Below are 26,950 nucleotides of genomic sequence, written 5' to 3' on the forward strand. Positions count from 1 at the left end.
CCGCGCCCGTGACGGGCGGGTCAGCCGAACAGATCGGTCTGCACGGTGGCCAGCCGGTCGGCATCGATGAAGCCCGACAATCCCACGCCCACGAGGCGATAACGCGTGCGTGAAGGCAGATCGACGCGCTCGCGCAGTGCGCAGGCGATGTCGGCGACGGCCTCCAGCGACGCCGGCGGCTCGGGTGGCGTCAGGCTGCGCGTGAGCGTGCGGAAATCGTCGGTCTTCAACTTGAGCACGACGGTGCGTGCGATGCGGCCATGCGGCTCCGCGCGCTCGCGCTCGTAACCGCGCCAGGCTTTTTCGGCGAGTCGGCGGATGTGGTCTTCCATCTCCGGCAGGCGCAGGTCGCGCTCGAACGTGTCTTCCGCGCTGATCTGCATCGTCGGGCGTTCGGATTGCACCGGATGGTCGTCGATGCCGTGCGCGAGTTCGTGCAGGCGCCGTCCCCATCGGCCGAAGCGTTGCTCGAGCGCCGCGGGGCCGAGCGTGCGCAGGTCCATCACTGTCGACACACCGAGTTCGGCGAGCTTGCCTTCCATCACCTTGCCCACGCCCGGAAGACGCCCGACGGGCAGGGGTGCGAGGAAGGCTTCGACCTGGTGCGGCCGGATCACGAACAGCCCATCGGGTTTGTTCCAGTCCGAGGCGATCTTCGCGAGGAACTTGTTCGGTGCGACGCCGGCCGAGGCCGTGAGTTCGATCTCCTCGCGAATCTGCGCGCGGATCGCCTGCGCGGTCGCCGTTGCGCTCGGCAGGCCGGTGAAGGTGTGGGTGACGTCGAGATAGGCCTCGTCGAGCGACAAGGGCTCGATCAAGTCGGTGTGGCGGCCGAAGATCTCGCGCACCTGCTTCGACACGGCCTTGTAGCGCACGAAATCCGGCGGCACGAATACCGCCTGCGGGCACAGGCGTTCGGCGCGCATCGCCGGCATCGCCGAGCGCACGCCGTACTTGCGCGCTTCGTAACTCGCCGCGCACACCACCGAGCGCGCGCCGCGCCACGCGACGACCACGGGGCGGCCGCGCAGGGACGGATCGTCGCGCTGCTCGACCGACGCATAGAACGCGTCCATGTCGACGTGCAGGATCTTGCGCGGGACGGGGTCTTCGCTCACCGCCAGAACGGGATGAAGTCGGCGTCCGGCGCGGGGTCGTGCCGGCCGTGCTGCGGCAGCGTGATGCCGAGGACATGGCGGCCCTGCGGCAGATGGCGCACATCGATCATGGCGACCATCGCAGGGCGATTGGTTCGCGCGTCTTCGCCGATGTCGAACACCGGCGCGATGAGCTTGCCGTCCAGCGTCACCGGGCGCACGTGTTCGGCGTAGCACTTCAATTGCGCATCCTCCGGCAGCGTGCCGCAGCGCGCATCCAATGCCGGGCCATCGCGATCTGGCACCCAGGGCACGATCAGCTGCACGTAAGGGCCGATCACCACCATCGACTGGATGAAGGGCGTGATCGGGCTGCGCAGTGCGTCGCGCCGATCGTCGTAGTGCGCGGGATCCACCGAGCGCGTCGGCAGTTCGTCTTCGTCGGGGAACGCGTCGTAACTGCCGTAGGCATCGGGATTGCGCGCGATGAAATAGCTCGTCGACGCCGCGATCGTTGCGATCATGAAGATCGTGGCGATCAACAGGATCGTCTTGCGCCGCCCACGATGGCTCGCCAACAACGCGAGCGCCGGGTTGTTCGCCATGCCCACGCCGATCCGGGAATAGAAGCCGAGCACGCCGCGCAGGACGCGCGTGCCGAAACGGCCGGGTTGCATGCGATCGCCGAAGCGCCGGTCGATGGCGATCGAAAGGCCGTACGGGACCATCGCGAACGCCGCCGTCCACATGATCCATCGCGTGTCCGCATTCACGCCCATGCGCGATTCCAGCAGCCAGGAGAGCGAGACCACCGTGCCGACGATCAGGGTGATCACGCACAGGATGGAGGCCAGCACGACGCCCATCGCGAACACCATCGTCGCCTTGTTGTCCGCGCGATCGATCGCATCCTCCATGCGGCCGAGGCGCTTGCTTTCGAACTCGCGCGCGTTGGGGCCGAGGCGGAAGTTGTTCCAGTCCACGCCTTTGGGATAGATCGACCACATGCCCACCAGCGCGATCCAGCGCGCGCGCAGCAACAGGTGGATGACGAAGGTGACGGCCAGGATGATGGCCGCACTCTTGGCGTAAACGTAGATGACGAAGAGCAGCTTCGCCCAGCGGTCGACCAGGCGCGGCGCCCAGTCCAGGATGTAGCCATCGAGCAATGCGGGCAGTTGCAGCATCGCGAACACCGCGACGCCGGAGATCAGCAGCTCGACTTCCCACGTGGGCGTGGTGTGGCGGGGCAGCGTGGAGGCGCCGTCGTCGCGCGCGTCGTGTCCGGTCATGGCAAGCCCCTGCGGGAGTGCACGCAGGATGCCCGGAAACGCTGCGTGCATAAAGCCGCGGCCCCGGTTTCGATCCGGGGCCGCGGGGTGACGCCTTGTGCCTGCCTGGAACTCAGGTCGGCGGAGGCAGGTAGAACTTGAACGGGCAGGGCGTGGGCTTGATCACCGTGACCGTGCCGCTGTTGATCTCCGTGATCCAGGCGAGCAGCTGCTCCTGCGCTGCGCGGTTGGGATCGCCCACGGGCGTGTTGCCATCGGCGAGCAGTGCGGCGTTGGCCTCGCTCAACAGGGCGTTGATCGACTCGTTCGCGGGTTTGTAGAAGTTCGCCCCGCCGACGTAGCCGGCATCCAGGTTGAGCCGCAGGATCGCCAACTGGCGGGACAACGCGTAGGCCATGTTGGTCGTGCTCGCGTTGTTGACCCAATTGACGAACGTCGTCCAGTTCTGCGCTTGCGTCGGAATCGCCAGCGTCGTCGTCAGGTTCCAGTTGCTGCCGCTGGACGAACGCAGGTTCAACTGGTTGAGCGCGTTGAACTCGGGGTTCATCGTGCCGCCGTCGTTGACCTTGGTCTGCCCGGATGCGGTGATCCACCAGGACTTCGGTTTGCCGCCGCTCTTGCAGTCGCAGTAGTTGCCGAACTCGACGGTCGTCGTCTGGCCCACGGTGAGGGTCAGGCCCGTGACCGGATTGGTCGGCGTGGCCGTCGGTGCGCCGTTGACGATGGAGGCGGACTGATGCCACGTGCCACCGCCCAGGCCTTCGGTGACCGAGTAGGTCAGCGTCGGGTCCAGCCCCGTGATGCTCACGATGCCGTCGGGCGATTGCGTCAGCGCTGCGCCGGAGCCGCCGTTGCTGTCGCCGAGGGTCATCAGCCACCCGAACAGCGGCACTTCATCCGAATCCCAGTCGCCGTTGCCGTTGGCGTCGTAGAACTTGTAGATGCTGATGTCGGCCGTCTCGGGTTGTTCGGCGGGCAGCTTGACGTGGAAGTTGTCGGTCTTGGTGTCGCTGGGCTTGAACGTGTTCCCGTTGGCCTCGTAGTCCGACTTGCGCGTGATCCACACCTTGTAGACGCCGCCGTTGTTCGGCGTGTTGTCGAAAGGCGCCAGTTGCACCCGTACGCCCGAGCAAGGCGGGTCGACGGTATCGACGGCATGGTCGACCGCGGACTGGGCCACCCCGCCCACCACGGTGAACTCACGATGGTCGATCGTGTCACTGCTCAGTACGACGCTGCCCGACGGGTTGGTGACCTGGAAGACATACGTGCCGTCGGGAATCGCCGCGGCATCGCAATTGGCATTGGTCGGGCCACCGTTGAGGTAGACGTCTTCCTTGGCTTCGTACTGGTTGACGTTGACGTTGCCGTCGGTGTCCGTCGTGAAGATGGCGCCCTTGATGGCCGCGGCGAAGGCCGACGGCGCGAGGACGGCGGATAACAGGAAAACTGCGACGCGCTTTCGCGTGCGATGCGGATCGAGTGCCATGGTCGTGCCCCTACAGAGTGATCGCGACGGGAGTCGCAGCCAGTCGAACGGCACGATCGGCGGGCGAAGGACGACCGTCCGTCGCGGTTTTCGGTGAATGGGGAGAACCCTCAGATTGTTGCGCCGGCCAAGCTCAGGTGACGCAGCAATCGTGAAAGCGACACGACATCCTGGTGGTTGTGTGCGAGCACGCGGCGCAGCGTTTGCGCGCTTCCGCCGCGCAGGAACGACAACCACGCAGCCGGTGCTTCGGAACCGGGCAGGTCGTCTTCACGCACGATGCGGAGCACCTGGCGTTCGATCGTGGCCAAGCGGCAGTTCTCGTAGACACCGCGATAGCGACGGCGCGTGGGATAGAGCAAATCGACGTGGGCCAACCCGGCGAGGGGATTGCTTTGGCGCGCGAGGCGATAGCGCGTGGCGAGCAGGGGCGCGTCGTAGCACTTGCCGTTGTAACTGACGAGCACCGTGTCGGGCGCGACCCACGCGCGGAACGCATCGAGCATCGCGGTTTCCGCCGCCATCGTGCGCATCGTGAGCTGGCGGATGCGCAGCGCGCCGTCGAACCAATCGGCCGCGCCGATCATGAAGGCGCGCGTGCCCGTACCGCCGGCCAGGCCGGTGGTTTCGGTGTCGAAGAAGAGCATGTGTGAAGGGTCGAGCGCGTCCTTGCGGTCGAAGGCGCCGCAGAACACGTCGGGGAGTGCATCGTCGGGGACGTGTTCTTCCCGCAGGTGCAGGCCGGGGGCGATCTCGATGCCGGGCAGGGTGCGGTCGACGGAAGGTGCGGGGCCGATGGGTGTCGGCGCACGCACGCGCAGCAATTGCCGTAGTTGCTCGATCGACGCCATCGCCCCCCGCCCCGCATCGCGGGGAGGGGCCGGGGGAGGGGCGCTGTTCATTAGTGCCGGCTCGCGGATTGCGATATCGCCACCGGCTTGGCGCTTGAGTCGTTGCAGCTTTTCGAGCGTGAGGCTCATGCCGCCTCCAGCGCGCCGAGCACGCGCAGCGCGAGCGCGCGCGGCGAATCGACGGTGGCTTCCTGCATTTCGAGCACGGGCCCGACGCACGCGGGACAACCGGCCTTGCAATCGCATCGATCGATGAGTTCGCGCGCGAGCACGACGAGTTCGTGCTGGCGACGCCACAAGGGTTCGCTCTGGCCCACGCCGCCGGGATAGTTGTCGTAGAGGTAGACCGTCGGTACGAACCGATCGTGGACATTCGGATCGGCGACGCTGCCGTCGGTGCTGCGCAACTGCCCGCGTCCCCGGCCATCGGCGGTGGCGAACCATGCGCCGTCGCCGCTGCCGACCGCCTTCTGCAGGTCGGCCGCATCGGCCATCACCGCGACCTTCGCAACCACGTGCAATGCGTACGCCGCGCCGAGGAACCCATCGAGCGCGTCCTGACGCGAGGCGAACCGCGCATCGAGCGTGTCCTGCGGCAACTGCCACCACAGCGCGCTGGTGTGCATCTCCTGGTCGGGCAAGGTGACCGGCCCGTAGCCGATGTTCTCGTGCGTGTAGTAGCGGATCTTCTTGTAGCCGGCGACGCGACGCACGACGTGCACTTCGCCGTGATGGCTCGTCCCCGCGCCTGCGATGCAGCCATCGAAGCGCTCGAGCACCTTGAGCTTGGTGTAGTCGATGGCGTCGGTGTAGTAATCCACGTGCGTGCGCGTGACGTAGGCCTTGCGGCCTTCCCAGTCGAGGCGTTCGACCTGGTAGGGCGTGGACTGCACCATGTGGATCGCGCCCTCGTACAACATCAGCGGCGCGGACGAATAGTCGACTTCCGCGATGATCACCTGGCGCCCGTCGGTGCGATCGACGACGACGAAGTTGCCGTCTGCCACCGAACGCAGGCTCACCGCGTTGGCCGGATAACTGTCGGCGATCCATTCCCAGCGGCCGCCTTCGGCGTGCACGACGCCATCGGCCGCGAGCAGTTCGAGATAGACCGCCGGATCGATCGGTCCGAAGCGCTCGCCTTCCAGGAAGGGCAGTTCGAACGCGGCGCAACGGATGTGGTCGAGCAGGATCACCGGCTGGTCGGGCGCGATGCGCGCGTGTTCCGGCGTGGAGGCGGAGAAGAATTCCGGATGGCGCACGACGTATTGGTCGAGCGGATCGGAACTCGCAACGAGCACGCCAACCGATGCTTGCTGCCGACGCCCGGCGCGACCGAAGCGCTGCCAGGTCGCGGCGACCGACCCGGGGTAACCGTTGAGGACGACGACGTCGAGGCTGCCGATGTCGACGCCCAGTTCCAGCGCGGACGTCGAAACGATGCCGTCGATGCGGCCTTCGCGCATGGCGCATTCGGCTTCGCGGCGTTCGGTGGGCAGATAACCGCCGCGGTACGCGCGGATGCGCGCGGGCTTGCGGGGATCGTGGTCGAAGACGTCTTTCAAATACTTGGTGAGCACCTCGACCATCGTGCGCGATTGCGCGAACACCAGGGTCTTGAGCCCGGCGCGGATCGCGGTGCGCGCGATCTTGTTGCTTTGCGAGCGGGCGGAAGCGCGCAGACCCAGATCGGGATTGACCACGGGCGGGTTCCAGAGCAGCACGTGTTTGTCGCCACTGGGCGCGCCGGAGTCGGTGATCGCGGTGACGTCGCTTTCGATGAGCGTTTCGGCGTGGTCTTTCGGGTTGCCGATCGTCGCCGAGCACAGGATGAACTGCGGGTTGGCGCCATAAAACGCGCAAACGCGGCGCAGGCGACGCAGCACGTTGGCCAGGTGGGAACCGAAGACGCCGCGGTAGCTGTGGATTTCGTCGATGACGACGTACTGCAGGCCTTCGAAGAACTGCGCCCACTTGGTGTGGTGGGGCAGGATGCCCTGGTGGAGCATGTCGGGATTGCTGACGACGATGTCGCCGTTGAGGCGGATGGCCTGGCGTTGGTCGCCGGGGGTGTCGCCGTCGAAGGTGGCGGTGCGCAGCCCCAGGTTGCCGGCGCGGTTGAGTTCGATGAGTTCGGCGACCTGGTCTTGCGCGAGGGCTTTGGTCGGAAAGAGGTACAGCGCCTTCGCCTGTTTGGTCATCGCGGCGGCGACGACGGGGAGGGTGTAGCAGAGGGATTTGCCCGATGCCGTCGGCGTTGCGACGACGAGGTGTTCGCCGCGTTGTGCGGCGTCCCAGGCGTCGCGTTGGTGTGCGTAGAGGTTGGTGACGCCGCGGCTGCGCAGGGCGTTGGCGAGGGGTTCGGGGAGGGTGTCGGGAAGGTCGGCGTAGCGGCCTTCGCGGGCGGGGATCAGGAAGTGTCCGGTGATCAGTGCGGCGTGTTTGCCGGCGAGTTTGGTGGCGAGCAGGCCGCCGTCGCGGATGCGCGGTGTGGGCGGTGCGGGGTGTTCGAACAGCGTCAGTGCCGACATCGAATGCGTCTCCTTGCGACGGTCGATGTTGTAGGCGGGTGTTGTCTCAAGAGGTGAGAAGGTGGAGCGAGGGGCGCTGAGTTGTCGTCTGGTTGGTTGTGTTCGGCGACACCAGATTTGCGCGGCGTGTCGCCGCGCGTAGCCAGTCGTTTTGCGCGACAGCAATCTGGTGAGTGCGGTCGTCGCGAATTGATCATTGCGCGCCTACTGCCAGCACACCAGACGGGCCGGCGCCTTGCCCGTCGAGGACATCGCGAGTCGCGTGGGTGCTGGTCCTCGCAACCGCGATGTCCTCTCTCGGGCTGCGGCGCCTTCGCGGCGATTTGATGGGTGAAGCGGGCGCGCTGCGAGATGAGGCATCGCCCTCCGCTTTTCCATCAGATCGCCGCGAGGAACGTCGCCTGCCAGAGGCGACCATGTGCGAAGACTCGAGCGCCGAGGTGGGCGACGTTCCGTCCGTCTGGAGTGCTGGCAGTCGGCGCGCATCGATCACCCGTGACGGACCCACTCATCAAGAGCTGTCGCGAAACCACCAGCCGCCAGCGCAGCGGTCGTCGCGTTGAAGGCCACATTGCGGAGCGTGAGCTCTTGCGGAGCAATGTGGCCTTCAATGCGGCGCACCGATGCGCCCAACTGGTGGCGCCGCACGACCACACACGACGCTAACCCTGCGTCGCCCGCTTTCCGCGGACACAAAAAAACCCCCGCTTTCGCGGGGGTTTTTCGTGAGTCGTCAAGCAACCGCCATTGACTCGTTCGCGGCCTCGGCCACCGCAGGAGGCGGAGGCGGCGCAACCTTCGGCACCTTCGCCACCGTGCGCTCCACCGTATCGCGCGCCAGCGCAGACAACCCGTAGAGACGCGCCACGCGTCCCCACGCAACGGCCATCACCACCAACTGCACCAGCAGGAACCCGAGCACCATCCCGCCGACCGACACCGCGCTCACCCGCGTCCGCGCCAGCCCGAGCACGATCGCCAGACCTTCGCCGACCAACAGCGTGCCGAGATAAACCACCAGCACCGCGACCGGACGACGGAAGAACAACTTCACGCCGCGCCACCACGCCTTGACCGCCGAACGGCGCGCCGGGTCGATCGCCAACATCGCGCGGCCCGACTCCACCGTCGCGTGCGCCAGCAACACCAGCACCGCCAACACGATCGTCGCGATCAACGACGCGTTGTCCGCATTGGACTGCAGGACCGCCGTCTCGCCCTGGTGCTGCGCCCACTTGCTCAAGGGCGCGCTCAGCCCGAACGCGATGCCCATCGGCACGATGGCCCACGCCAACATGCGCGCCATGCGGCCGTACTCGCGCAAGCCGAACTGCAACAGGTTACCGAAGCGCAACGACTGCCCCGCGCGGATCGAAGCCACCACCATGCCCGTCAACCACGGCGACAACAGCAGCGCGATCACGACACCGGTGATCCCTGCTGCGTTGATGGCCGCACTCTGGTCCTTCACGATCGGCGCGAAGACCTCGAGCATCCACGCCAGGTCGAACCGCTCCGCGATTTCCTTCGCGTGCACCGAGTAATCCAGGCGATCGGACAGCGCCATCGAGATCGGCAGCACCGCCACCAGCGTCGGCAGCAACAGGCCGACGGCCCACAGCAACAGCAAGCGCCATTGCAACGCGCGGCCCAGGCCGCCGATCAGAGCGCCGAATGCGCCCAGCTTGCGATCGTTCGTGTTCATGCGGTCACCAGGAGGGCGAGGAAGGACTGGAAGAACGCGGCGATGTCCGCCGTCCAGCGGCGCGAGGCCGTGCCGTCGGGCTCGCGCGTGCGGCTGTCGTCGAGCTTGTCCTTGTCGAGGAACACGCGGCGCTCCGGATCGAGTTCGACCGACTTGGCCTGGCTCTTGGTCACCAGGCGCCAGCGCGCCCAGCGCTTGTCGCCGGTGCCGGGCAGGCGCAGCGTCTGCGAAGTGCCGTCTTCGAAACGCACGAGCACCGTCTGCGGCACCACCGCACCGGCGCGTCGCACGATGATGGAGGTGGCGTACTCGAACGGGCCTTCGCCGTCCTTCGCCTTCGGATGCGCCTTCTTGAACGCGGCGCGTGCATCTTCGATCGACTTGTCGACCTCCGACGGCTTGCGTTCGACCACCTTGCCGTTGACTTCGACGAGGCCCGGCTCGGGCAGGATTTCCTCGCTTTCGAACTCGGTGATGCGGTCGTCGACCTTGCGCACGTTGTAGACCTGCTCGGCGAAGACCTTCTCCACCAGCGCGCGCTGCCCCGTGCCTTCGGCCATCGCTTCACGGAAGTCGGCGATCGAGGGATGGCGGAACTTCCACTGCGCGTAGTACTGCTTGAACGCGTGTTCCAGCGCCTGCTTGCCGACCTGCTGTTCCAGGTCGTGCATCACCGTGGCCGTGCGCGCGTACACCGTGCCGTAGCTGTTGCTCGACATGCGGTCCCACGAGCTGTTGCCGATCGGATCCGCCGGTTCGCCCGTCATCGCGCCGAGGCGCTGCTGTTCCCATTCGCCCAGGCCGACGTCCACGCCGACCAGCTTCGTCAGCCACGTCTGCGCGGTGGCGTGCTGGTTGGCGGCGACGATCTGGCGGTGATCCCAGTATTCGTTGAGGCCTTCGTCGAGCATGGGCTCTTCGAATTCGTTCGAACCCAGGATGCCGTAGAAGTAACCGTGGCCGAATTCGTGGATGGTCACGAAATCCAGCGCGTACTGTTCCAGGCGGCCCTTGGTGACGTCCTTGTAGCTTTCCGAAGTGAAGAACGTCGGATATTCCATGCCGCCGGCTTCGCCCGCGTTATAGGGCGGAATCACGGCGGTGACGGTCTTGTACGGGTAATCGCCGAGCGTCTTCGAGAAATACGTGAGCGACTCGATCGTCGCATCCAGCACGGGCTTTGCGTTGCTCGCGTATTCGGGGTGGTAGAGCACGCGCACCTTCACCGGGCCGTTGGCGCCGTTGTACACGCCGTCTAGCGGCTTGGCGTAACGGTTGTCGGCGGTCCATGCGAAGTCGTGCACGTCGCCCTGCACGTAGCGGTGCGTCAGCTGGCCCTTGTGTTCGACCGGCGTGCCCTGCAGCTCACCCGTCGCGCCGATGGTGTAGTCCTTCGGCGCGGTGATCGAGACGTCGTACAGGCCGTAGTCGGCGTAGAACTCGCTGTGCAGGTGGAACTCGTGCACGTTCCAGCGCGGTGCGGTGGCGCCGCGTTCGCCCGGCAGTTCGAGCACGCCGATCTTCGGGAACCACTGGCCCACCAGGTGGAACGTGCCGAAGTAACCGGTGCGTGCGACCACGCGCGGGAGTTGGTCGAAGAAGTCCATGTCGATGGTGGTCGAACCACCGGCCGCGACGGCTTCGGGCAGGTCCAGGCGAACGACGGTGCGGTCGGTCGACGGGCCGTTGTCGGGATGCACGTAGGACCACGGCACCGCGGCGCCGTTCTGCGCGACCTTGGTCAGGCGCGTGTAGCCGTAGCCGCCTTCGTCGGTTTTCACTTCGCTGCGGAAGCCGAAGTGGAAGTTGCGCTGCTCGGTGTTGAACGTGCTGCCCGGGCCTTCGAACGCGTTCATGTACAGATGCAGGTAGACCGATTTCACCGGGCGGTCGCTGCGGTTGCGCCAGGTGAGTTGCTGCTTGCCGTCGATGGTGTGCTTCTTCGGATCGAGCGTGGCTTCGATCTTGTAGGTCACCACGCGATCCGACAGCGTTTCTTCGCTCCCGGTGCGCGCGCCGCCCCACGCGTTCGGCGCGCTGGGCACCGTGACGGCGGTGGGATTGGCCGAAGCGAACGGGATGTCATCGGCAAGGGTTGCGTCGGTGGCGGGTGCGGCCGGCGCGGTCGCGACCTGCGCGGTGGCGACGAGCACGCACGCGCCCGTGAGCGCCAGGCCGACGGCCCAGCGCGGGAAACGGATGGATGGCTTCATGTGTCGGTGCCCTCAGCGGCCGTTGACGCTGTAACGCCCGGGCCCGAGCAGGGCCAGCGCGATCGCGGTGAACAGGTACATGCCCTGCAGTTCGAGCGCCCAACCGCCTTGCTCGTTGAGATTCCCGATGTCGCCCATGTGCACGAGCGCGAAGGCGAACAGCATGTTGGCGGCCACGAACAGCGCGCCGATGCGTGCGTAGAAGCCTGCGATCAGCATCAGCGGCGCGAGCACTTCGCCGATCAGCACGCCGTAGCCGAGGACGCCCGGCAGGCCGTGCGATTCGACCAGGCCGACGATGCCGCCCATGCCACCGCGCAACTTCGCGATGCCATGCAGCAGGATCAACAGGCCGAGCACGACGCGCAGGATCAAGCGCCCGAAATCGTTCTGGGTGTTCTGGTTCATCGCTCCCCCTTGGATGGAATGTGCGAGCCGTCCCGACGCCCCTGTCGGACGGCTACCTGCCGAGCATAGCCCCGGCCGCGCCCGCTGTCGCATGCATTGCGCTACTGCAGCGGCAGCTTCAGTGCCCGCCCGTTCCAGTCGAGCAGCACGCCGTCGGGCAGGATGTCCGCGACGACCAGTGCGCCCAGGCGATCCCCGACCCGCAGACGCGTGCCGTCGATGATCACGAAGCGCTGCGATGCAACATCGTTCCACATGTGCATGCTGAGTTTGAGCGGCGGGAGTTGCTTGCGCTCTGCGACCCCGAGGTCGGAGACGCGCTCGGTCGTGTCGATCGCGACCGGCGGCGGCGCATGCGCGGGCGTGCGTTCGATGCGCGGCGGAGGTGCGATCACCGGCGGCGGTGCGTCCGCGATCGGCGCAGGCTTCGCCGGCGCGGGCGGGGCAGGCGGCGCGACCACGATCGGCCGCTGCAAGGCCGGCGCGGCGCGTTGCGTTTCGATCGGGGCCGGCGTGGCAGGCGCAGGCTGCGCGACGACCCGTGCATCGGTCGCCGGCACCACGCTGATCGGCGCGGGCCCGCGGTCGCGCATCGCGAACCAGGCAAGCAATGCAGCGACCGCGAGGCCACCGGCGATCCACGGCCACCGCTGCGACGTCGCCTGCGCGATCGGGGCGGCGAGGGCAGGTTCGGCCAGCAGGTCGGGCACGACCGCGCGGCGGCGTTCGGCTTCGGACTTGCGCAGCGCTTCGAGGATCAGCGACATCGGCCTTCAGTCCAGGGTCGTGCGAAGTCGGGGGCCGGGGTCGCGCGCGGACAAGGCGAGCAAGGTCTCCGGCCCGATGACGCCATCGGCGGCGAGCCCGCGCGATTGCTGGAAGCCGCGCACCGCGGTGCGCATCGCCTCGTCGAGCATGGCCGGGCCCGTGTAACCGGGCAGGTGCGCGTGTACCCAATCGACGGCGGGACCGCGGCCATCGGACGAAGGTTTGTCGACGAGGGTTTCCGGCCCGCGCCACAAGGCCGCGTATTCGCCCGTCCATGCGTCCTGCAACGCGACGCGCTCGATGTCGAACGTGTCGTTGCCCAGGCGCACGCGTGCGTGCAACGCGTCGGCGCCGAGCAGGAGCGCCCAGGCCGAGGCGCGATTCGCGCGCAACCGCAGCAAAGACGGCCGCCCCTGCGCGAACAACTTGTCCAGGCTCGCCGTGCCGCGCAGGCAATACAGGCCGGGTTCGACCGCGGGCGGGCATTTCGCCGCGAGCGTCGCATCGGCCTTCGATTGCCATTGCGACAGCAGTTCCTGCCACGCCGATACATCCTTCGCATCGGTCGCCTGCACGCGCGCGGTGAGCGCATCGGCCGCGAGCGTCGGCACCGGGATGGGTTTGAAGGGCGACTGCGGAGGCGCGACGCTGCTGGACGGCGTGTTCGCGACGACCGCCTTCGTGACCGGCGTGGCGCGTGCTTCTGCCGGCGGCGTGCGCGGCCAGAAGAACCACGCGGCCGTGGCCGCGATCAGAACGCTCGCCGCGGCGGCCCAGCGCAAGGGATGCGGTTCGCGACGCTTCGGCGCCAAGGCCTCGCGCGCCGCGCGATCGATGTCGCCGGCTTCGATCGCCAACGCATCGTGCGCATAGCCGCCGAGCAACGCACGCTCGGCGATCACGTTCACCAGGCGCGGCACGCCGCCGGAATGCTTGTGGATGCGCGCGATCGCGCTCGCGGAAAACGGCGAATGCAAACCGCCTGCGATGCGGAAGCGATGCCGCACGTACGCGGCGGTTTCGTTGGCATCCAGCGGCATGAGGTGGTAGCGCGCGGTGATGCGCTGCGCGAGTTGGCGCATGTCGCTGCGCGCGAGGATCTCGCGCAATTCCGGCTGGCCGAGCAGGATGATCTGCAGCAGCTTCTGGGTGTCGGTTTCCAGGTTGGTCAGCAGCCGCACCTGTTCGAGGGCGTCGACCGAGAGGTTCTGCGCTTCGTCGATGATCAGCACGACGCGCAAGCCCTTCGCGTAGGCGTCGAGCAGGTACGCGTTCAACGCATCGACGAGCGCCTTGGTGCTGCCGCGCGCATGTGCGATCTCAAGGTGCAATTCCTCGCACAGCGTTTCGAGCAGCTCGATCGCCGACAGGCGCGGATTGAGGATCAGCGCGACGCGCGTGTTCTCGGGCAGTTGCTCCATCAACAGGCGGCAAAGCGTGGTCTTGCCCGTGCCCACCTCGCCGGTGAGCTGCACGAACCCGCCGCCGCCGCCCTGGCCGATGCCGAACAGCAGGTGCGCCAGTGCGTCCCGGTGGCGCTCGCTGAGGAACACGAAGCGCGGGTCGGGCGTTATCGAGAACGGCGGTTCGCGCAGGGACCAATGCTCGAGGTACATGCCGTGCAGCGTGCCAGAACCGGGCAGGCCGTGCTATTCGGCCGCGCCCTTGGATTCGGAGGCGGCCAGGACTTCGGGATGGGCCAGCGGCCGGGAGGTCCCCATGAGGGGATGGATGAACACGGCGGCCAGGATGATGGCCACGCCCGCATAGAAGGCCGGCGTGAGCTGGTGCTGCTCGCCGAGCAGGAGGATCGCGAGCACGATCGCGTAGACCGGCTCCAGGTTCACCGCCAATTGCTGCGCGAAGGCGCTCATGTGGCGCAGCGCCGCCAGCGAGAGGGCGAAGGGCAGCAAAGTGCAGGCCAGCGACAGCGTCAGCAGCAGCGCGAGGTCGCGCGTGCCCGGCAACGCGAAGACGTCGCCTGCGAACGCACCGGCCGTGCCCGGGATCAGCGGCAGCACCGGAATGAGCGCGGTCAGCGCGATCGTGCCGGCGCCGAGTTCGAGCGTGGTGACGGTCAGCGGATCGGCGTGTTCCACCAGCCGCTTGTTGAGCGCGCCGAAGATCGCGACGAAGAACGCCGACAGCGCACCCACCGCGATGCCTGCGCGCATGCCCGCCGGCACGCCGCCGACCACCAGCGCCACGCCGGGCAATACCGCGATGCCGAGGAACAGATCGCGCTTGGAGAAACGCGTGCGCGCGACCAGCGGTTCGATCATCGCGACGAACACCGTGGCCAGCGCGATGCACGTCGCGCCCACCGAAGCGTTCGACAACTTGATCGATCCATAGAACGTCAGCCAATGCAGCGCGACCAGCACGCCGATGCCCGCATACGCGCCGCGCAAGCGCCACGACATCGCACGCACGCCGCGCCACACGCGCGGGATCAGCAGCAGCGCACCGACGACCAGCAACATGCGCCACCACACCAGCGGCAAGGCCGGCAGCGAGATCGCCTTGCCGAGGATCGCGGTGAACCCCCAGAGCACCACGCACAGGTGGATCTGGAAGAAGGCTTTCGAACGCGCGGCGCGCGCTTCGGGCGACAGGGCGGGGGCGTGGGGCATGCGGCTATTATGGCGGCGTGAGCGACGACTTCCTCGAATACCTGCACGAGTTGTCCGAAGACTTCGGGCCGCTCTCCACGCGCGCGATGTTCGGCGGGCACGGCGTGTATTTCGAAGGCCGCATCATCGGCATCGTGATCGACGATGCGCTGTACGTGAAAGTCGACGACCGGACGCGCCCGGACTTCGAGGCCGCCGGTTGTGCGCCCTTCGTCTACGAGTCCAAGGGCAAACCCATCCCGATGTCCTACTGGTCGCTGCCCGCCGAGGCGATGGATTCGGCGCAGTCCTTCCTGCCGTGGGCCCGGCGCGCGAACGAGGCAGCCCTGCGCAAACCGATCAAGCCCGCGCGCAAATCGAAGCGTTAGTCCGGCGACACCGACAGCAACCAATCCACGAACACCTGCGCTACCGGCCGCAATCGCCGATGCGCCGGATACACGATGTGGTAGCCCCAACGCGCCGCCATGCGCGGGCCCGGCAGTTCGACCAGGCGCCCGTCGCGCAGGTAGGGCACCACGATGCGTTCGCGCGCGAGCGCCGCGCCGATCCCGTTCGCGGCGGCGAGCAGCGCATCGGTCGTATCGCTGAAGCTGTAACGCTCGTCGAGCGCGGCGCCATGCACGCCGGCGAAGCGGAGCCAGTCGTGCCAGCCCTGGCGCGCATGGTCGAGGATCAGCGGGACGCGCGGGATGTCGGCGGGCGTGCGGATCGTTTCGATGCCCGCCATCCGGGGCGAGGCGACGGGGAACAGCGCTTCGTCCATCAAGCGAAGCGACGACAAGCCCGGCCAATGCCCGGGGCCGTGTCGCACGCCGAGGTCGGGACCGCCTTCGTCGAAGCGCGCCAAGGCCGTTTCGGTATCGAAGGCCAGGCGGACGTCGGGGTGCTTGCGTGCGAAGTCGGGCAGGCGCGGCAGCAGCCAGGTGTAGGACAGCGAGTGCAGGGTGGTGATGCGGACGCGGTGTTCCTCGTCGCGATCGCCGCGCAACGTGCGCAGCGCGCCCTCCATGTCGGCGAGCGCACTGCCGGAGGCATCGGCCAGGCGCCTGCCTTCGGCGGTGAGCGTCACCCCGCGCGCATGGCGCTGGAAGAGCGAGACACCCAGGCGCGCTTCGAGCTTGCGCACGTGGTGGCTGACCGCGCTGGCCGTGAGGCTGAGCTCCTCGGCCGCGTGGGCGAAGTTCTGATGGCGCGCGGCGGATTCGAAGGCGGAGAGGGCCGGGAGCCAATCGGGGCGCAGGACCATGGCGAGCCTCAAATCTGGTTTGTGTCTGGCGTCGAAAGTATGCGCTTGCGCGGGATGGATGGAAGCGGAAAATGCATCGTCTGCCAAGAGCCACTTTTGAGGCTGCCCCGGATGAACACGCTCGCGTCCTCCCCCGTCCTCGATGCGCGCACCACGCCGGCCTGGATCACCCCCGCCGAGATCGGCCTGCTCGGTGCCGTCTGGGGCGCCTCGTTCCTGTTCATGCGCGTGGCCGCGCCGGAGTTCGGCGCCGCCGCGCTGGTCGAAGTGCGCCTCGCGCTCGGTGCGCTCGTGCTGCTGCCCTTCCTGTGGCGCTCGCGCGCGCAGTTCCCGCCGCGGATCTGGCCGAAGCTCGCCTTGATCGGCGCGATCAATTCGGCCGTGCCGTTCGTGTTGTTCGCATGGGCGGCGCAACGGTCGCCGGCGGGCGTCGGCGCGATCTGCAACTCGATGACGGTGTTGTTCACCGCACTCGTCGGGTTCCTGTTCTTCCGCGAAAAGATCAGCTTGCGGCGCACGATCGCCTTGTTGGTCGGCTTCGCCGGCGTGGTCGTCCTGGCGAGCGGAAAGACCGCGGGCGCGAGCATCGGCTGGGCCGTCGCCGCGGGCACGGGCGCGGCGGTGCTGTACGGATTCGGCATCAACCTGGTGCGTCGCCATGTCACCGGTTTGCCGGCGGCGGCAGTGGCGGCTTCCACGCTCGGTGCATCGACGTTGCTGGTATTGCCCTTCGCGATCGCGCAGTGGCCCGACCATGCGATTTCCGCGAAGGCATGGGGCGCAGCCGCGGGCCTGGGCGTGATGTGCACGGGGTTCGCGTTCGTCTTCTATTACCGCCTGATCGCGCGCGTGGGTGCTGCGCGCGCGGCGACGACGACTTACCTCGTTCCCCTGTTCGCGGTGTTGTGGGCCTGGTTGTTGCTCGGTGAAGCGGTGACCGGAACGATGCTCGCGTCCGGCGCGTTGATCCTCGGCAGCGTGGCCTTCAGCCAGAAGGCGAAGTGATCAACGCACCGGTGGCTTGCGCAACAGCGTGATCGCGAAGCCCGCGACCAGCGCGGCACCTGCGACCAGCAACAGCCACAACAACCAGTGCTTCCAGTCTTCGGGCGTGGTCCGTCGCTCCAGCGCGGCGGTGCCCTCGAGTTCCGTCGCCTCGCCGAGCGTTGCGGACATCGGTTGCCAATCCTCGCCCTTCGACGCGCGCATCGCGTCGACCAGGCTGGGCAAGGGCGCATCGCCGCGCGTTGCGCGCGCACTGCCCGCCACCAGGGAATACGGCGGCGTGCCCTGCGCGAGGAACACCACGACTTCCGACCGATAACCGAGTTTCAGCGCCGGCGGCGAGGCGGGCGTGCCCGATTCGGCGACCAGGCGCCACAAGCGATCGCGCACCGGCGCGCCACCGATCGATGCGGGCGCCGACGTCGTCGCACCATCGCGTGCAGAAACGCGGAACGCGACCCATGGCCCCGCGCGCCACGTCCACGGCGCATCGTCGTCGTCGCGACTCTCCAGCCGCCATTCCACCGCCGCGTTGCCGCTGGCGATCACATCGGCGCGTTCCACCGGAAAGCGCCCCGGCGATTCGAATTCGTAGGCAACCCGGCCGTGATCGCGGCCTTCGCGCCCTTGCACGGTTTCCCACGCCCAGGTGCGTTCGCTCGCGGCCGTCGCGATGCGCGCGCGCACGTCGTCGAATGCGAAGGCCTCGTCGCCGAGCGGCACCAGGCGCACGTACTTCGCCGGCATGCCGAGCGGAATGTCGTTCTTCGAAAGCCGGCTGCCCGCCTGCTGCAGGTCGAGCAACTGCAAGCGCGGATGCAGCGTGCGCCACACTTGCAGGTCGTCGCTGGTTTCCACGCGGAAGGCCGCCTGCACGTCCGCGCCCATCGGGAAATCGAAGACGAGCGCTTCGACACCCGCGGTCCAACGGCTAAGATCGAGCAGGAACGCGCGCGGTGCCGGCGCATCGTTGCCGTTGGTGACCTGCGCTTCGACCGACAGGATGCGGCCGGTGGGATCGCGCCGTGCGATCAACGCAAGTCCGCCATCGTCCTCGCCGCGTGGCGCGCGCACGACGAACCAGGGCACCGAAGCAAAACGCGGCGGCGAGGCCAGCGGCGCATCCGGCCCGAACACGTCGGCCGCGACCGGTTTGCCTTGGGCGTCGACGACGTCCACGTCGCGCAACGCAGGGGAAGCGATCGCGCGATAGACGTTCGCATCGAGTTCGACGCGATACGCACCCGCGTCCGCATCCGGCAGCGCGATCGACCATTGCTTCGCGTAATCCCCGCGCACCTGCGCGACGGCGAGCATCGGCAGCAACGCGATCACCAACGCCCAACGCTTCATGCCCTCGCCTCCGAAGCTTGCGCGCGCGGCGGCGCCGGCGCGAAATAACCCACCACCGTGCACAGCAGGCCGAAGGCGATGAACGAGCCGATGCCGAGCGCATTGCCGAGATTGTGGCGATCGATCAACACCAGCTTGAGCAGCACCACGCCCATCAGCAACGCACCGGCGAGCCACAACGCACGCTGCCCGCGCCGCGAGCCCAGCACCCAGGCGATCACGCCGAGCACGCTCCACGTCACGGTCAACGACGTCTGCGCCAGGCTCGTGCCGACCAGGCTCGGATCCCAATGCACGCCGCCCCAGTGATGCACCGCGTGCAGCACGACCGAGGTGATCCAGGCGAAGCCCGCGAAAGCCGTCATCAGCACACGCACCCGCGCGAGCCACGCCGGCGCGGTGCCATGCGCGCACCAATGCCACAGCAGGGCGAGCGATGCGAACTGCACGATTTCCATCGGATTCAGCACGGGAATCCACGGCGACGGGCTGGCGCCACCGGGCAGCGCGAGGCTGCAGACCCAGAGGATCGCGAGCGCGAGGAACACCAGGCCCGGCAACAGGGTCGCCATGTTGTCGAAGCGTTCGCGCAAGGGCGCCGCGAGCCACGACCAGCGCCACTGCGAGATCGTCGCCATCGCCAACCACGGCAGGGCGAGTCCCGCCACGCCCCAACCTTGCGCCAGATCCAGCGTGTCGACGACCCAGTACAGCGTGAGCGACGCGACGAAGGGCCAGACCAACCACCACAACAACTGCGCCCACGAGGCGAGACGATGGTCTCCCGTGCGCAGGCAATGCAGGCTGCGAATGCCGAACACGGCATAGGCGATCCAGGCCAACGCGCCGTATTCGGCGAAGGGTTGCTCGTGCGCGATCATCTGCAGGACGGCCAACGGCACGGCCGATGCGATCGCCAGCAGCGCGGTTGCGATGAGCAAGGTCGTCGGCCGGCGACGATGCGCCTCGGCCGCGAACCAACCGGTGGCGGCGTAAACAGCGAGCAGGAAGTCCGGCTCGGAATTGCCCGGCGCGAATTCGATCACTTCACGCGTGATCGCACCGGTCCACCAAAGCAGTCCCCACACGTAGTACAGGGCAAATTGCGGGAGCATTTCCGCGCGTCGATAGACCCACGCCGTCGCCAGCGCGCCCACGGCGACGATCAGCAGACCCATGAACTGGCCATTCGCGATGGCAGGACCGACGACGCCGTGATCGCTCTCGAAGGCATACAGGCATGCGCCCGCCGCGATCAGATGCAACACGAAGGCCGCGATCTGCGGAATCACGCGCTGCTGCCGCACGCCGAGCCACGCAAGCGCCGCGCCCTCGAGTGCGAACACACCCGCCGTCGCGCGCGCCGACAGCGCGAGCGGCACCGACAAGGTTGCGAATCCCACCGCCAGCAAGGCATACGCATCGCCGAGCACGCGGTTCGCGCCGCGCCGGAACACGAACCACGAAAGCGCCGCGTAAATCCCCGCCAGGGCGAGCGCGTCGAACGCGAGCGGCATGCGCGCACCGCGCAGCAACCCCGCCTGCAACGCGAAACACACCAGGGGCGTTGCGAACACCAGGGTGCCGTCGACGAAATCGCCCCGTTCCATCGGCTGCCGCATCGCGTGCACGAGCGGGATCAGCAGGTAGAAGGCGAAGAACAACAGCAGGAAGGGTTCGGTGGTGCCGAATTTTTCCGGTGAGTAGTCGAGCACGCCCCAGGCGCCGCCGATGCCGAAGGTGAAGACGAATCCCAACAGGTTCAGCACGCGCCACGACTTCCACCACGCGATCGCGAAGATCGCGGTGTTGAGCACCGCGTAGTACGAGAACAATGCGACGTAATTGCCGCTGCCCGTCGACAGCCACAGGGGCGAGAGGAAACCGGCGAGCACCGCGAAGAACGCCAACGCCTTGGCGTCCTGCAACACGGCGAGCACGCCCGCGCCGAACACCAGCACGATGGTGAGCGCGAAGGCCGCGTTCCCGGGCACCAGCCCGTACAGCTTGAAGGCGGCGAAGACCACCATCATCAGGATGCCGATCGCGCCGCCCTGCAGGCTCAAGGCGAACACGCGATTGGCGTCGCGCTTGCGCCAGGCGAACACCAGCGCGGCGATCGCGGCACCGGCGACGAGCGCCAGGCGCAGCGAGATCGGCGCGTTGAGCCAGCCTTGGTCGGTCGCGTATTTCAACAACGCGGCGACGCCGGCGAACAACACCAGCACGCCGATCTTCACCGGCACGTTGCCTTCGGTGAACCAGCGCTTGACCCGGGCGACGCCCTGTCCGATGAAGTCGGGCGTCGGCGCGGGGGGATCGAACACGGGGCGCGACGCGGAAGGCGGCGGCGGAGGCGCGGCCGAAGCGCCGGGCGTGGTTTCGATCGACGGCCCTTGCACGTCGAACACCGCGCGCGTGGGCGAGGGCGGCGCAGGGGCCGGGCGGGGCGGTGGCGCAGGCGCGGCTTTGCGCGGCGCAGCCGGTTCGGCCGCGGGCGGCGTCGCCTCCGGCTGCTGCCAGGGCCTCTCGGGGCGTTGCGCAAGCAGCTCCAGGAGCCGTTGCACCTCGCGCTCCAGCGCCGCCATGCGCTTGTTCGCGTTGCCGTTGTTGGTAAGCGCGATGATGGCCAGCACGAGCGCGGCCAAACCCAGCAGACTACCCACGGACGTCCCCTTCCCCTGGATGACCCCCGCATTCGATCAGCGCGCGGGCCGGAAGGCAAATCGGGTCAGGGCGTGCCCAGCAATTCGATCAGGGTCGTCGCCGCCGCGGGATTGCGTTCCTTGTCGGCGTTGATGAAGAACACGAAGACATCGCGATGCCGTGCCTTGGGCGATGCGCCCGTCAGCCGCGGCAGATCTTCGGGATCGCCACCCTTCGCCCAGATGCGCGCACGCTCGGCCCAGGCGACGAGCTCCGGCCGCGTGTAACCGGTGACGAGGTTCGAACGCGCGCGCATCAATCGTGCGTAGACGAAATCGGCGGTGACGTCGGCGAAGGACGGCCATTCGGTCGAATCGGTGAACACCAATGCCACGTTTTTCTTCCGCGCCAGTTCGACCAGCGACGCGTCCACCGAATCGGCGTCGCGCACTTCCAATGCATGCCGCACGGGGCGGCCATCGACCGTCATCGGCAAGGCATCGACGAAGCGCGCGAAATCGGCGCGATCCAGCTTGCGTTCGAATTGCCACGAAATCGCACCGAGCTTCGCGCCGAGCGTCGCGATGCCGCCGACGAAGGCCTCGACCTGTCCGGCGGTGTTCGCGAGCACCTTCGCCTGCACGATGCGCATCGGCGCCTTCGCGGTGAAGACGAAGGTGTCCGGCGTCTCGTCGCGCCAGCGGGCGTAGGTGTCGGGCTTCTGCGCGCTGTAGTAGGTGCCGTTGATTTCGATCGCGCTCAGGCGCCGGCTTGCGTATTCGAGTTCCCGGCGCTGCACCAGGCCTTCGGGGAAGAAGGTCTCGCGCCAGGGCGCGTAGGTCCACCCGCCCACGCCCACGCGGATCCCGTCGATCGCGCCGGGCGCGACGAGCCCGAGGTCCGCATCCTTCGCGCGGGGGGTGGCCATGCCGTGAGGGTAGCGCGACATGACGACCGGGACATCGACGCGGCCTCCACGCTGCGGGAGACTCGCGGTTTCCGTCCCCGATTCCCGCCCATGACCCGACCGATGATCCGCTCGACCTTGTGCCTGGCGCTGTTCGCCGCCCTCGCGCTGCCTTCCCTGGCGCACGCGCAGGCCGCCGCCGCGCGGCCCGCCGCCACCGCGCCGGCCGAAGACCCGCGCCTTGCGGGCTTCGATGCCTACGTCGACGCGGTGCGCAAGCAGTTCGAGGTCCCGGGCATCGCGGTGGCCATCGTCGAAGACGGGCGCATCGTCTACGAGCGCGGCTTCGGCCCGCGCGAGGTGGGCAAGCCGGCGAAGATCGACGAACACACCATGTTCGCCATCGCGTCGAACACGAAAGCCTTCACCTCGACCTCGCTGTCGATGCTCGCCGACGAAGGCAAGCTCTCGCTCGACGATCGCGTGATCGACCACCTGCCGTGGTTCCGCATGAGCGATGCCTACGTCACGCGCGAGATGCGCATCAAGGATCTGCTCGCGCACCGCAGCGGCCTCACCCTCGGCGCAGGCGACCTGCTGTACTGGCCGACGACGACCTACACGACCGAAGAAGTCGCACATCGCCTGAAGGACGTTCCGCTCGGTGGTTCGTTCCGCGGCCAGTACGCCTACGACAACATCCTGTTCGGCGTCGCGCAGTTGGTGGTCGAACAAGCCAGCGGCATGAAGTACGAAGACTTCCTGCGCCAGCGCATCTTCGCGCCGCTGGGCATGAACGAAACCCGGTTCAACAGCGACACGCTGAAGCCGAACGACAACGTCGCCACCGGTTACGCGCTTGCGGACTTCAAGACGCTGGAACCGGCGCCGCGCATGACCTGGCACAACGTGTCGGGCGCCGGCGGCATCTATTCGAGCGTCCATGACTTGAGCAAGTGGATGAACATGCACCTCGCCGGCGGTACGTACACCGATGCGAAGGGTATCGAACACCAACTCGTCAGCAAGAAGCGCCAGCAGGGCATGTGGACGATCGTCACGCCGATCCCGGTGAACGAACCGTCCGTGGCCGAACTGCGCCCGGCCAAGCCGAACTTCCTCGGCTATGGCGAAGGTTGGCAACTCTCCGATTACAGCGGCAACAAGCTGGTGTGGCACACCGGCGGTTGGCCGGGCATGGTCTCGCGCCTGACGCTGGTGCCCGACAAGAAGATCGGCGTGATCGTGTTGACGAGCCAGGAAGTGGGCGCTGCCTTCAACGCGGTGACGATGCAGGCGCTCGACGCGATCCTGCAGACACCGAAGCACGATTGGCTCGATGCCTATGGCAAGGCCGTCGCGAAGTCGAAGGCGAACGCCGACGAAGACATGCGCAAACACGTGGCCGCGCGCGATGCCAACGCGAAGCCGTCGCTGCCGCTGACCTCCTATGCCGGCACGTATCGCGACCCGTGGTACGGCGATGTCGCCATCAAGGACGAAGGCGGCAAGCTGGTCATGCGCTTCACGAAGACGCCGGATCTTGTCGGCGACATGGAATCGTGGCAGCACGACACCTTCGTCGTGCGTTGGCGCCAGCGCTGGTTGAACGCGGATGCCTTCGTGAATTTCAACCTCGACGCCGACGGCAAGATCCAGGAAGTGCGCATGGATCCGATGTCGCCGATGACGGATTTCAGCTTCGACTTCCAGGACCTGCGCCTGAAGCCGGTTCAAGCGAAGGAATAAGCCGCAAGAACGCAGCGATCGCGCGCAACCGGACGTTGAACGAAACGCTCACGCGCGCGTAACCGGCCATGCGCGAATCAGGCGCATGGCCGCGCTGCGCAAGGTGTTGCTGGCACCCTTCGTGCTGGTGCCGGTCCTGCTCGTGCTCGCCCTGGCCGCCTACGCCGCGCTGGGCTTCTGGGGCGTGCCGTGGCTCGTGCGCTCGCAGGCGACGGCCTACGTGCGCGACACGCTGCACCGCGAGTTGCAGCTGGGCGAGGTCACGTTCAATCCCTTCAATCTGAAGCTGACGCTGCGCGACGCGATGATCGTCGAACGCGGAAAACCGCTCGTCGGCATGCGTTATCTGTTGGCCGACTACCAGGCCGAATCGCTGTTCAAGCGCATGCACATCCTGCGCGAAGTGACGCTCGACCGGCCGTACGCGCGCGCGATCCTGCGCGCCGACGGGTCGCTGAATCTCGTCGACCTGTTGCCCAAGACCGATCCGAACGAGCCCCTGCCGAACGCGTTGATCGAAGATCTGTCGATCGGCGGCGGCCGTGTCGACTTCACCGATGCACGCACGCGACGGGCGCCGACCAAGGTCTTCGCGCCGATCGCCTTCGACCTGCAGCATTTCCGCACGACCGCCGAAGGCGGCCGCGCGCAGTTGCAGGCGCGCAGCGATGACGGCGAAGCGCTCGCATGGAAAGGCCAGGTGTCGCTCGCGCCTGTCGCTTCGCGCGGGGCATTCACTTTGCGCGGACTGCAGTCGAAGACGATCGCGGACTTCGTCGGCGACCTGCTGCCGTTCCGGTTGACGAGCGGCCGCGTCGACCTCGGAGGCGACTACACGTTCGCAGTGCCGAAGCAGGGTGGGATGACACTCGATGCGCGGCTCCCGAAGATCGAGGCGCGCGATTTCCGTTTGCGCGCACAGGGCGTCGAGACCGATTGGGTCGTCGTTCCGGCGGCGACGGTGACGGACACGCGTCTGTCGCTCGCGCGTCGCGACGTCTCGATCGGCGCATTGCAGGCCGATGGTGCGCAAGTCGAAGCGTGGATGGAACCCGACGGCACCATCAGCCTCGGACGCCTGTTCACGGGGAAAGTCATCGCAGCATCGAAGGCGACGCCGGGCGAGGAGTGGCACGTGCGCGTCGGGCACGCGCGGATCGACAACGCGAAGCTCGCACTGGAAGACCGCACGATGAAGCCCGCCGTGAAGTTCGCGCTGTCCTCGGTGAACGCGACGGCCGGAGACCTGAGCTTCGACATGGCGCATGCAATACCGATCACCGTGACGGCGACCGTCAACGGCAAGGCGCCGTTGCGGTTGGAAGGCAACGTCGTCCCGGATCCGTTCTCCGCCGACCTGCGCGTGGAGGTCGCCGAGCTGCCGATGCGCGATGTCCTCGCCTATCTGCCCGACTATCCATCGCTCGACCTGCGATCGGGAGACGTCGGCGCGAAGGGGCAGGTCGTGCTGCGGCCCGCGGAAGCTCCCGGCCCCGAGCTCGAATACGACGGCGACGCGAGCATCGCGCATTTCGATCTTGTCGACAAAGCGAGCAAACAACCGTTCCTGTCGTGGGCGCGCGTGGATGTCGGCGGCATCGATTACGCCGCCGCGCCGGACCACATCGCGATCCGCTCGATCAAGGTCCAGCGCCCGGTCGCCCGCGTGGTCATCGCACGCGACGGCAAGCTCAATCTCGCGACGACGCTCGGCGCGGCGACGCCGGCGACGCCGCAAGCGCGCGCGACGTCCGCGAAGAATGCCTCCACGCTGCCGCCGCTGAAAGTCGGCGAGGTTCGGCTCGCCGGCGGCACGATGCAATTCGCCGACTTCTCCGTGCAGCCGAACTTCCAGGCGAAGATCGAAGCGCTGCAGGGACGCATCGCGAACATCTCGTCCTCGCCGCGCACCGTGAGCCAGATCGACCTCAGCGGCCATGTCATCAACCGCTACTCGCCGGTGACGATCAAGGGATCGGCGAACCTGCTCGCCTACGACGAACGCACGCACCTGGCGATGCAGTTCCGCAACATCGAGCTGCCGATCTTCAATCCGTATTCCGGCAAGTGGGCCGGCTATGCGATCGCGAAAGGCAAGCTCACCACGGAACTGGATTACACGATCAACAATCGCCGCCTGGTCGCGGACCACCACATCGTGATCGACCAACTCAAGTGGGGACAGGCGACCGACAGCAAGGAGAAGGTGAGCCTGCCGGTGCGACTGGCGACTTCGCTGCTCAAGGACAGCCACGGCACGATCAAGCTCGACATCCCGGTGACGGGCACGCTCGACGATCCGAAGTTCCGCCTGTGGCCGATCATCTGGCAGATCGTGAAGAACATCGTCGTCAAGATCGTCAGTGCGCCGTTCAAGTTGCTCGCGGCGATGTTCCAGGGCGCGGAGGATGCGCAATACGTCGACTTCGCGCCCGGCTCGCCCGCCTTGCCCGACAAGGCAAAAGGTGCGTTGCCCAAACTCGCCGACAGCCTGGCCGAGCGTCCGGAGCTGCGCCTGGACATTCCCGCCGGGCCGGTCGGTCCCGCCGACAAGGCCGCGCTCGACGATCAACGATTCCAGACGGCCATCGCGGAATTCCGCGCAGGTCAGCGCAACGCGGAAACGCCGTACGCGGACCTCGACGACAAGGACAAGGCCGACGTGCTCGCCGACATGTACAGGCGCGACTTCGGCAAGCGCCCGCAGATGCCGGATGCCGCGGCGATGCAGGCGCAGGATGTGCCCCCGTCGACTTCGGTGCCGGTGGAGGTCGAACTCGTGCTCGACAATCCGAACCCGACGCGGCGCGAACGCAAGGCACAGCGACGCTCCTCCGAAGTCGCGTGGCTCGAATCGCAACTGCGTCCGCGTTATCGCGCCGATGCGACCGCGGCCGACCAACTTGCCAAGGCGCGCGCGTCGGCCGTGCAGGACGCATTGTTGGCGAATGGAAAGGTCGATCCGGTGCGCGTCTTTCTGGATGCGACGAAATCGACACAGGACGCGCAGGGCAAGATGCGCATGGAACTGGCGCTCGAATGAGCGCCAGTCCA

Annotated in this window: 18 protein-coding genes and 1 pseudogene; 4 read left to right on the plus strand and 15 right to left on the minus strand. The window is 67.4% G+C overall.

Translation table 11 applies throughout. The features are described 5' to 3' along the window. Positions 1-20 precede the first annotated feature (20 nt). The 11 genes and pseudogenes from dinB to AC1DOM_RS13955 form a co-directional block, all read right to left on the minus strand. A complete protein-coding gene (dinB, locus tag AC1DOM_RS13905; RefSeq protein WP_498964287.1) occupies positions 21-1,118 on the minus strand; it encodes a DNA polymerase IV in 1,098 nt (365 codons plus the stop codon). Further along, a complete protein-coding gene (locus AC1DOM_RS13910) occupies positions 1,115-2,389 on the minus strand; it encodes a hypothetical protein (RefSeq protein WP_498964288.1) in 1,275 nt (424 codons plus the stop codon). The genes dinB and AC1DOM_RS13910 overlap by 4 nt, the downstream gene beginning before the upstream one ends. Positions 2,390-2,501: 112 nt before the next feature. Continuing rightward, complete coding sequence (locus AC1DOM_RS13915) at positions 2,502-3,878, minus strand: hypothetical protein (protein ID WP_498964290.1); 1,377 nt, start codon at positions 3,876-3,878, stop codon at positions 2,502-2,504. Between the two features lie 110 nt (positions 3,879-3,988). Beyond that, positions 3,989-4,693 (minus strand): annotated as a pseudogene (locus tag AC1DOM_RS13920) (ribonuclease H-like domain-containing protein); the annotation flags it as partial. 161 nt (positions 4,694-4,854) lie between these two features. Beyond that, entirely contained in the window at positions 4,855-7,260 is a 2,406-nt protein-coding gene (locus AC1DOM_RS13925) for a DEAD/DEAH box helicase (protein ID WP_498964292.1), read from the minus strand. A 733-nt stretch (positions 7,261-7,993) separates the two neighbouring features. Then, positions 7,994-8,965 carry a hypothetical protein gene (locus AC1DOM_RS13930; RefSeq protein ID WP_498964294.1) on the minus strand — a complete coding sequence of 324 codons (972 nt, stop codon included), beginning with the start codon at positions 8,963-8,965 and terminating at the stop codon, positions 7,994-7,996. Next, positions 8,962-11,178: a M1 family metallopeptidase gene (locus tag AC1DOM_RS13935; protein WP_498964296.1), complete on the minus strand. Its 2,217-nt coding sequence runs from the start codon at positions 11,176-11,178 to the stop codon at positions 8,962-8,964. The genes AC1DOM_RS13930 and AC1DOM_RS13935 overlap by 4 nt, the downstream gene beginning before the upstream one ends. A gap of 12 nt (positions 11,179-11,190) precedes the next feature. After that, positions 11,191-11,586, minus strand: coding sequence for a DoxX family protein (locus AC1DOM_RS13940; protein ID WP_498964298.1), 396 nt, complete (start codon positions 11,584-11,586; stop codon positions 11,191-11,193). Between the two features lie 101 nt (positions 11,587-11,687). Next, complete coding sequence (locus AC1DOM_RS13945) at positions 11,688-12,353, minus strand: general secretion pathway protein GspB (RefSeq protein ID WP_498964300.1); 666 nt, start codon at positions 12,351-12,353, stop codon at positions 11,688-11,690. Between the two features lie 6 nt (positions 12,354-12,359). Beyond that, positions 12,360-13,970: an AAA family ATPase gene (locus AC1DOM_RS13950; RefSeq protein WP_498964302.1), complete on the minus strand. Its 1,611-nt coding sequence runs from the start codon at positions 13,968-13,970 to the stop codon at positions 12,360-12,362. A 33-nt stretch (positions 13,971-14,003) separates the two neighbouring features. Next, on the minus strand, positions 14,004-14,987 hold the full coding sequence (locus AC1DOM_RS13955) for a DMT family transporter (RefSeq protein WP_498964304.1): 984 nt from the start codon (positions 14,985-14,987) through the stop codon (positions 14,004-14,006). Between the two features lie 17 nt (positions 14,988-15,004). Here AC1DOM_RS13955 and AC1DOM_RS13960 point away from each other — a divergent pair, with 17 nt between their 5' ends. Then, on the plus strand, positions 15,005-15,355 hold the full coding sequence (locus tag AC1DOM_RS13960) for a TfoX/Sxy family protein (RefSeq protein ID WP_498964306.1): 351 nt from the start codon (positions 15,005-15,007) through the stop codon (positions 15,353-15,355). Here AC1DOM_RS13960 and AC1DOM_RS13965 read toward each other — a convergent pair. Further along, positions 15,352-16,236: a LysR substrate-binding domain-containing protein gene (locus AC1DOM_RS13965; RefSeq protein ID WP_498964308.1), complete on the minus strand. Its 885-nt coding sequence runs from the start codon at positions 16,234-16,236 to the stop codon at positions 15,352-15,354. The two genes, AC1DOM_RS13960 and AC1DOM_RS13965, sit on opposite strands and share 4 nt — an antisense overlap. A gap of 111 nt (positions 16,237-16,347) precedes the next feature. On the opposite strand from AC1DOM_RS13965, the gene AC1DOM_RS13970 reads away from it, so the two are divergent. After that, positions 16,348-17,241 (plus strand): DMT family transporter, encoded by an 894-nt coding sequence (locus tag AC1DOM_RS13970; RefSeq protein ID WP_498964310.1) that lies wholly within the window; start codon positions 16,348-16,350, stop codon positions 17,239-17,241. Here AC1DOM_RS13970 and AC1DOM_RS13975 read toward each other — a convergent pair whose 3' ends face one another. From AC1DOM_RS13975 to AC1DOM_RS13985, 3 genes are all read right to left on the minus strand, one after another. Further along, positions 17,242-18,594 (minus strand): DUF3999 domain-containing protein, encoded by a 1,353-nt coding sequence (locus AC1DOM_RS13975; protein WP_498964312.1) that lies wholly within the window; start codon positions 18,592-18,594, stop codon positions 17,242-17,244. Continuing rightward, positions 18,591-21,260: a DUF2339 domain-containing protein gene (locus AC1DOM_RS13980; RefSeq protein WP_498964314.1), complete on the minus strand. Its 2,670-nt coding sequence runs from the start codon at positions 21,258-21,260 to the stop codon at positions 18,591-18,593. Before AC1DOM_RS13980 ends, AC1DOM_RS13975 begins: the two co-directional genes overlap by 4 nt. Before the next feature lie 65 nt (positions 21,261-21,325). Continuing rightward, positions 21,326-22,168 (minus strand): DUF72 domain-containing protein, encoded by an 843-nt coding sequence (locus tag AC1DOM_RS13985; RefSeq protein WP_498964316.1) that lies wholly within the window; start codon positions 22,166-22,168, stop codon positions 21,326-21,328. A 90-nt stretch (positions 22,169-22,258) separates the two neighbouring features. On the opposite strand from AC1DOM_RS13985, the gene AC1DOM_RS13990 reads away from it, so the two are divergent. Next, entirely contained in the window at positions 22,259-23,896 is a 1,638-nt protein-coding gene (locus AC1DOM_RS13990) for a serine hydrolase (protein ID WP_498964318.1), read from the plus strand. Between the two features lie 85 nt (positions 23,897-23,981). After that, positions 23,982-26,939, plus strand: a complete 2,958-nt coding sequence (locus AC1DOM_RS13995; RefSeq protein ID WP_498964320.1) for a DUF748 domain-containing protein — start codon at positions 23,982-23,984, stop codon at positions 26,937-26,939. Positions 26,940-26,950 lie beyond the last annotated feature (11 nt).

This window comes from Lysobacter sp. P5_B12, from assembly GCF_056400425.1.

Excerpts from the sequence above, each read along its gene's own strand:
- AC1DOM_RS13910 (WP_498964288.1), bottom strand. The coding sequence starts at position 2,389 with ATGACCGGACACGACGCGCGCGACGACGGCGCCTCCACGCTGCCCCGC.
- AC1DOM_RS13915 (WP_498964290.1), bottom strand. The coding sequence starts at position 3,878 with ATGGCACTCGATCCGCATCGCACGCGAAAGCGCGTCGCAGTTTTCCTG.
- AC1DOM_RS13925 (WP_498964292.1), bottom strand. The coding sequence starts at position 7,260 with ATGTCGGCACTGACGCTGTTCGAACACCCCGCACCGCCCACACCGCGC.
- AC1DOM_RS13930 (WP_498964294.1), bottom strand. The coding sequence starts at position 8,965 with ATGAACACGAACGATCGCAAGCTGGGCGCATTCGGCGCTCTGATCGGC.
- AC1DOM_RS13935 (WP_498964296.1), bottom strand. The coding sequence starts at position 11,178 with ATGAAGCCATCCATCCGTTTCCCGCGCTGGGCCGTCGGCCTGGCGCTC.
- AC1DOM_RS13940 (WP_498964298.1), bottom strand. The coding sequence starts at position 11,586 with ATGAACCAGAACACCCAGAACGATTTCGGGCGCTTGATCCTGCGCGTC.
- AC1DOM_RS13945 (WP_498964300.1), bottom strand. The coding sequence starts at position 12,353 with ATGTCGCTGATCCTCGAAGCGCTGCGCAAGTCCGAAGCCGAACGCCGC.
- AC1DOM_RS13950 (WP_498964302.1), bottom strand. The coding sequence starts at position 13,970 with ATGTACCTCGAGCATTGGTCCCTGCGCGAACCGCCGTTCTCGATAACG.
- AC1DOM_RS13955 (WP_498964304.1), bottom strand. The coding sequence starts at position 14,987 with ATGCCCCACGCCCCCGCCCTGTCGCCCGAAGCGCGCGCCGCGCGTTCG.
- AC1DOM_RS13965 (WP_498964308.1), bottom strand. The coding sequence starts at position 16,236 with ATGGTCCTGCGCCCCGATTGGCTCCCGGCCCTCTCCGCCTTCGAATCC.
- AC1DOM_RS13970 (WP_498964310.1), top strand. The coding sequence starts at position 16,348 with ATGAACACGCTCGCGTCCTCCCCCGTCCTCGATGCGCGCACCACGCCG.
- AC1DOM_RS13975 (WP_498964312.1), bottom strand. The coding sequence starts at position 18,594 with ATGAAGCGTTGGGCGTTGGTGATCGCGTTGCTGCCGATGCTCGCCGTC.
- AC1DOM_RS13985 (WP_498964316.1), bottom strand. The coding sequence starts at position 22,168 with ATGGCCACCCCCCGCGCGAAGGATGCGGACCTCGGGCTCGTCGCGCCC.
- AC1DOM_RS13990 (WP_498964318.1), top strand. The coding sequence starts at position 22,259 with ATGACCCGACCGATGATCCGCTCGACCTTGTGCCTGGCGCTGTTCGCC.
- AC1DOM_RS13995 (WP_498964320.1), top strand. The coding sequence starts at position 23,982 with ATGGCCGCGCTGCGCAAGGTGTTGCTGGCACCCTTCGTGCTGGTGCCG.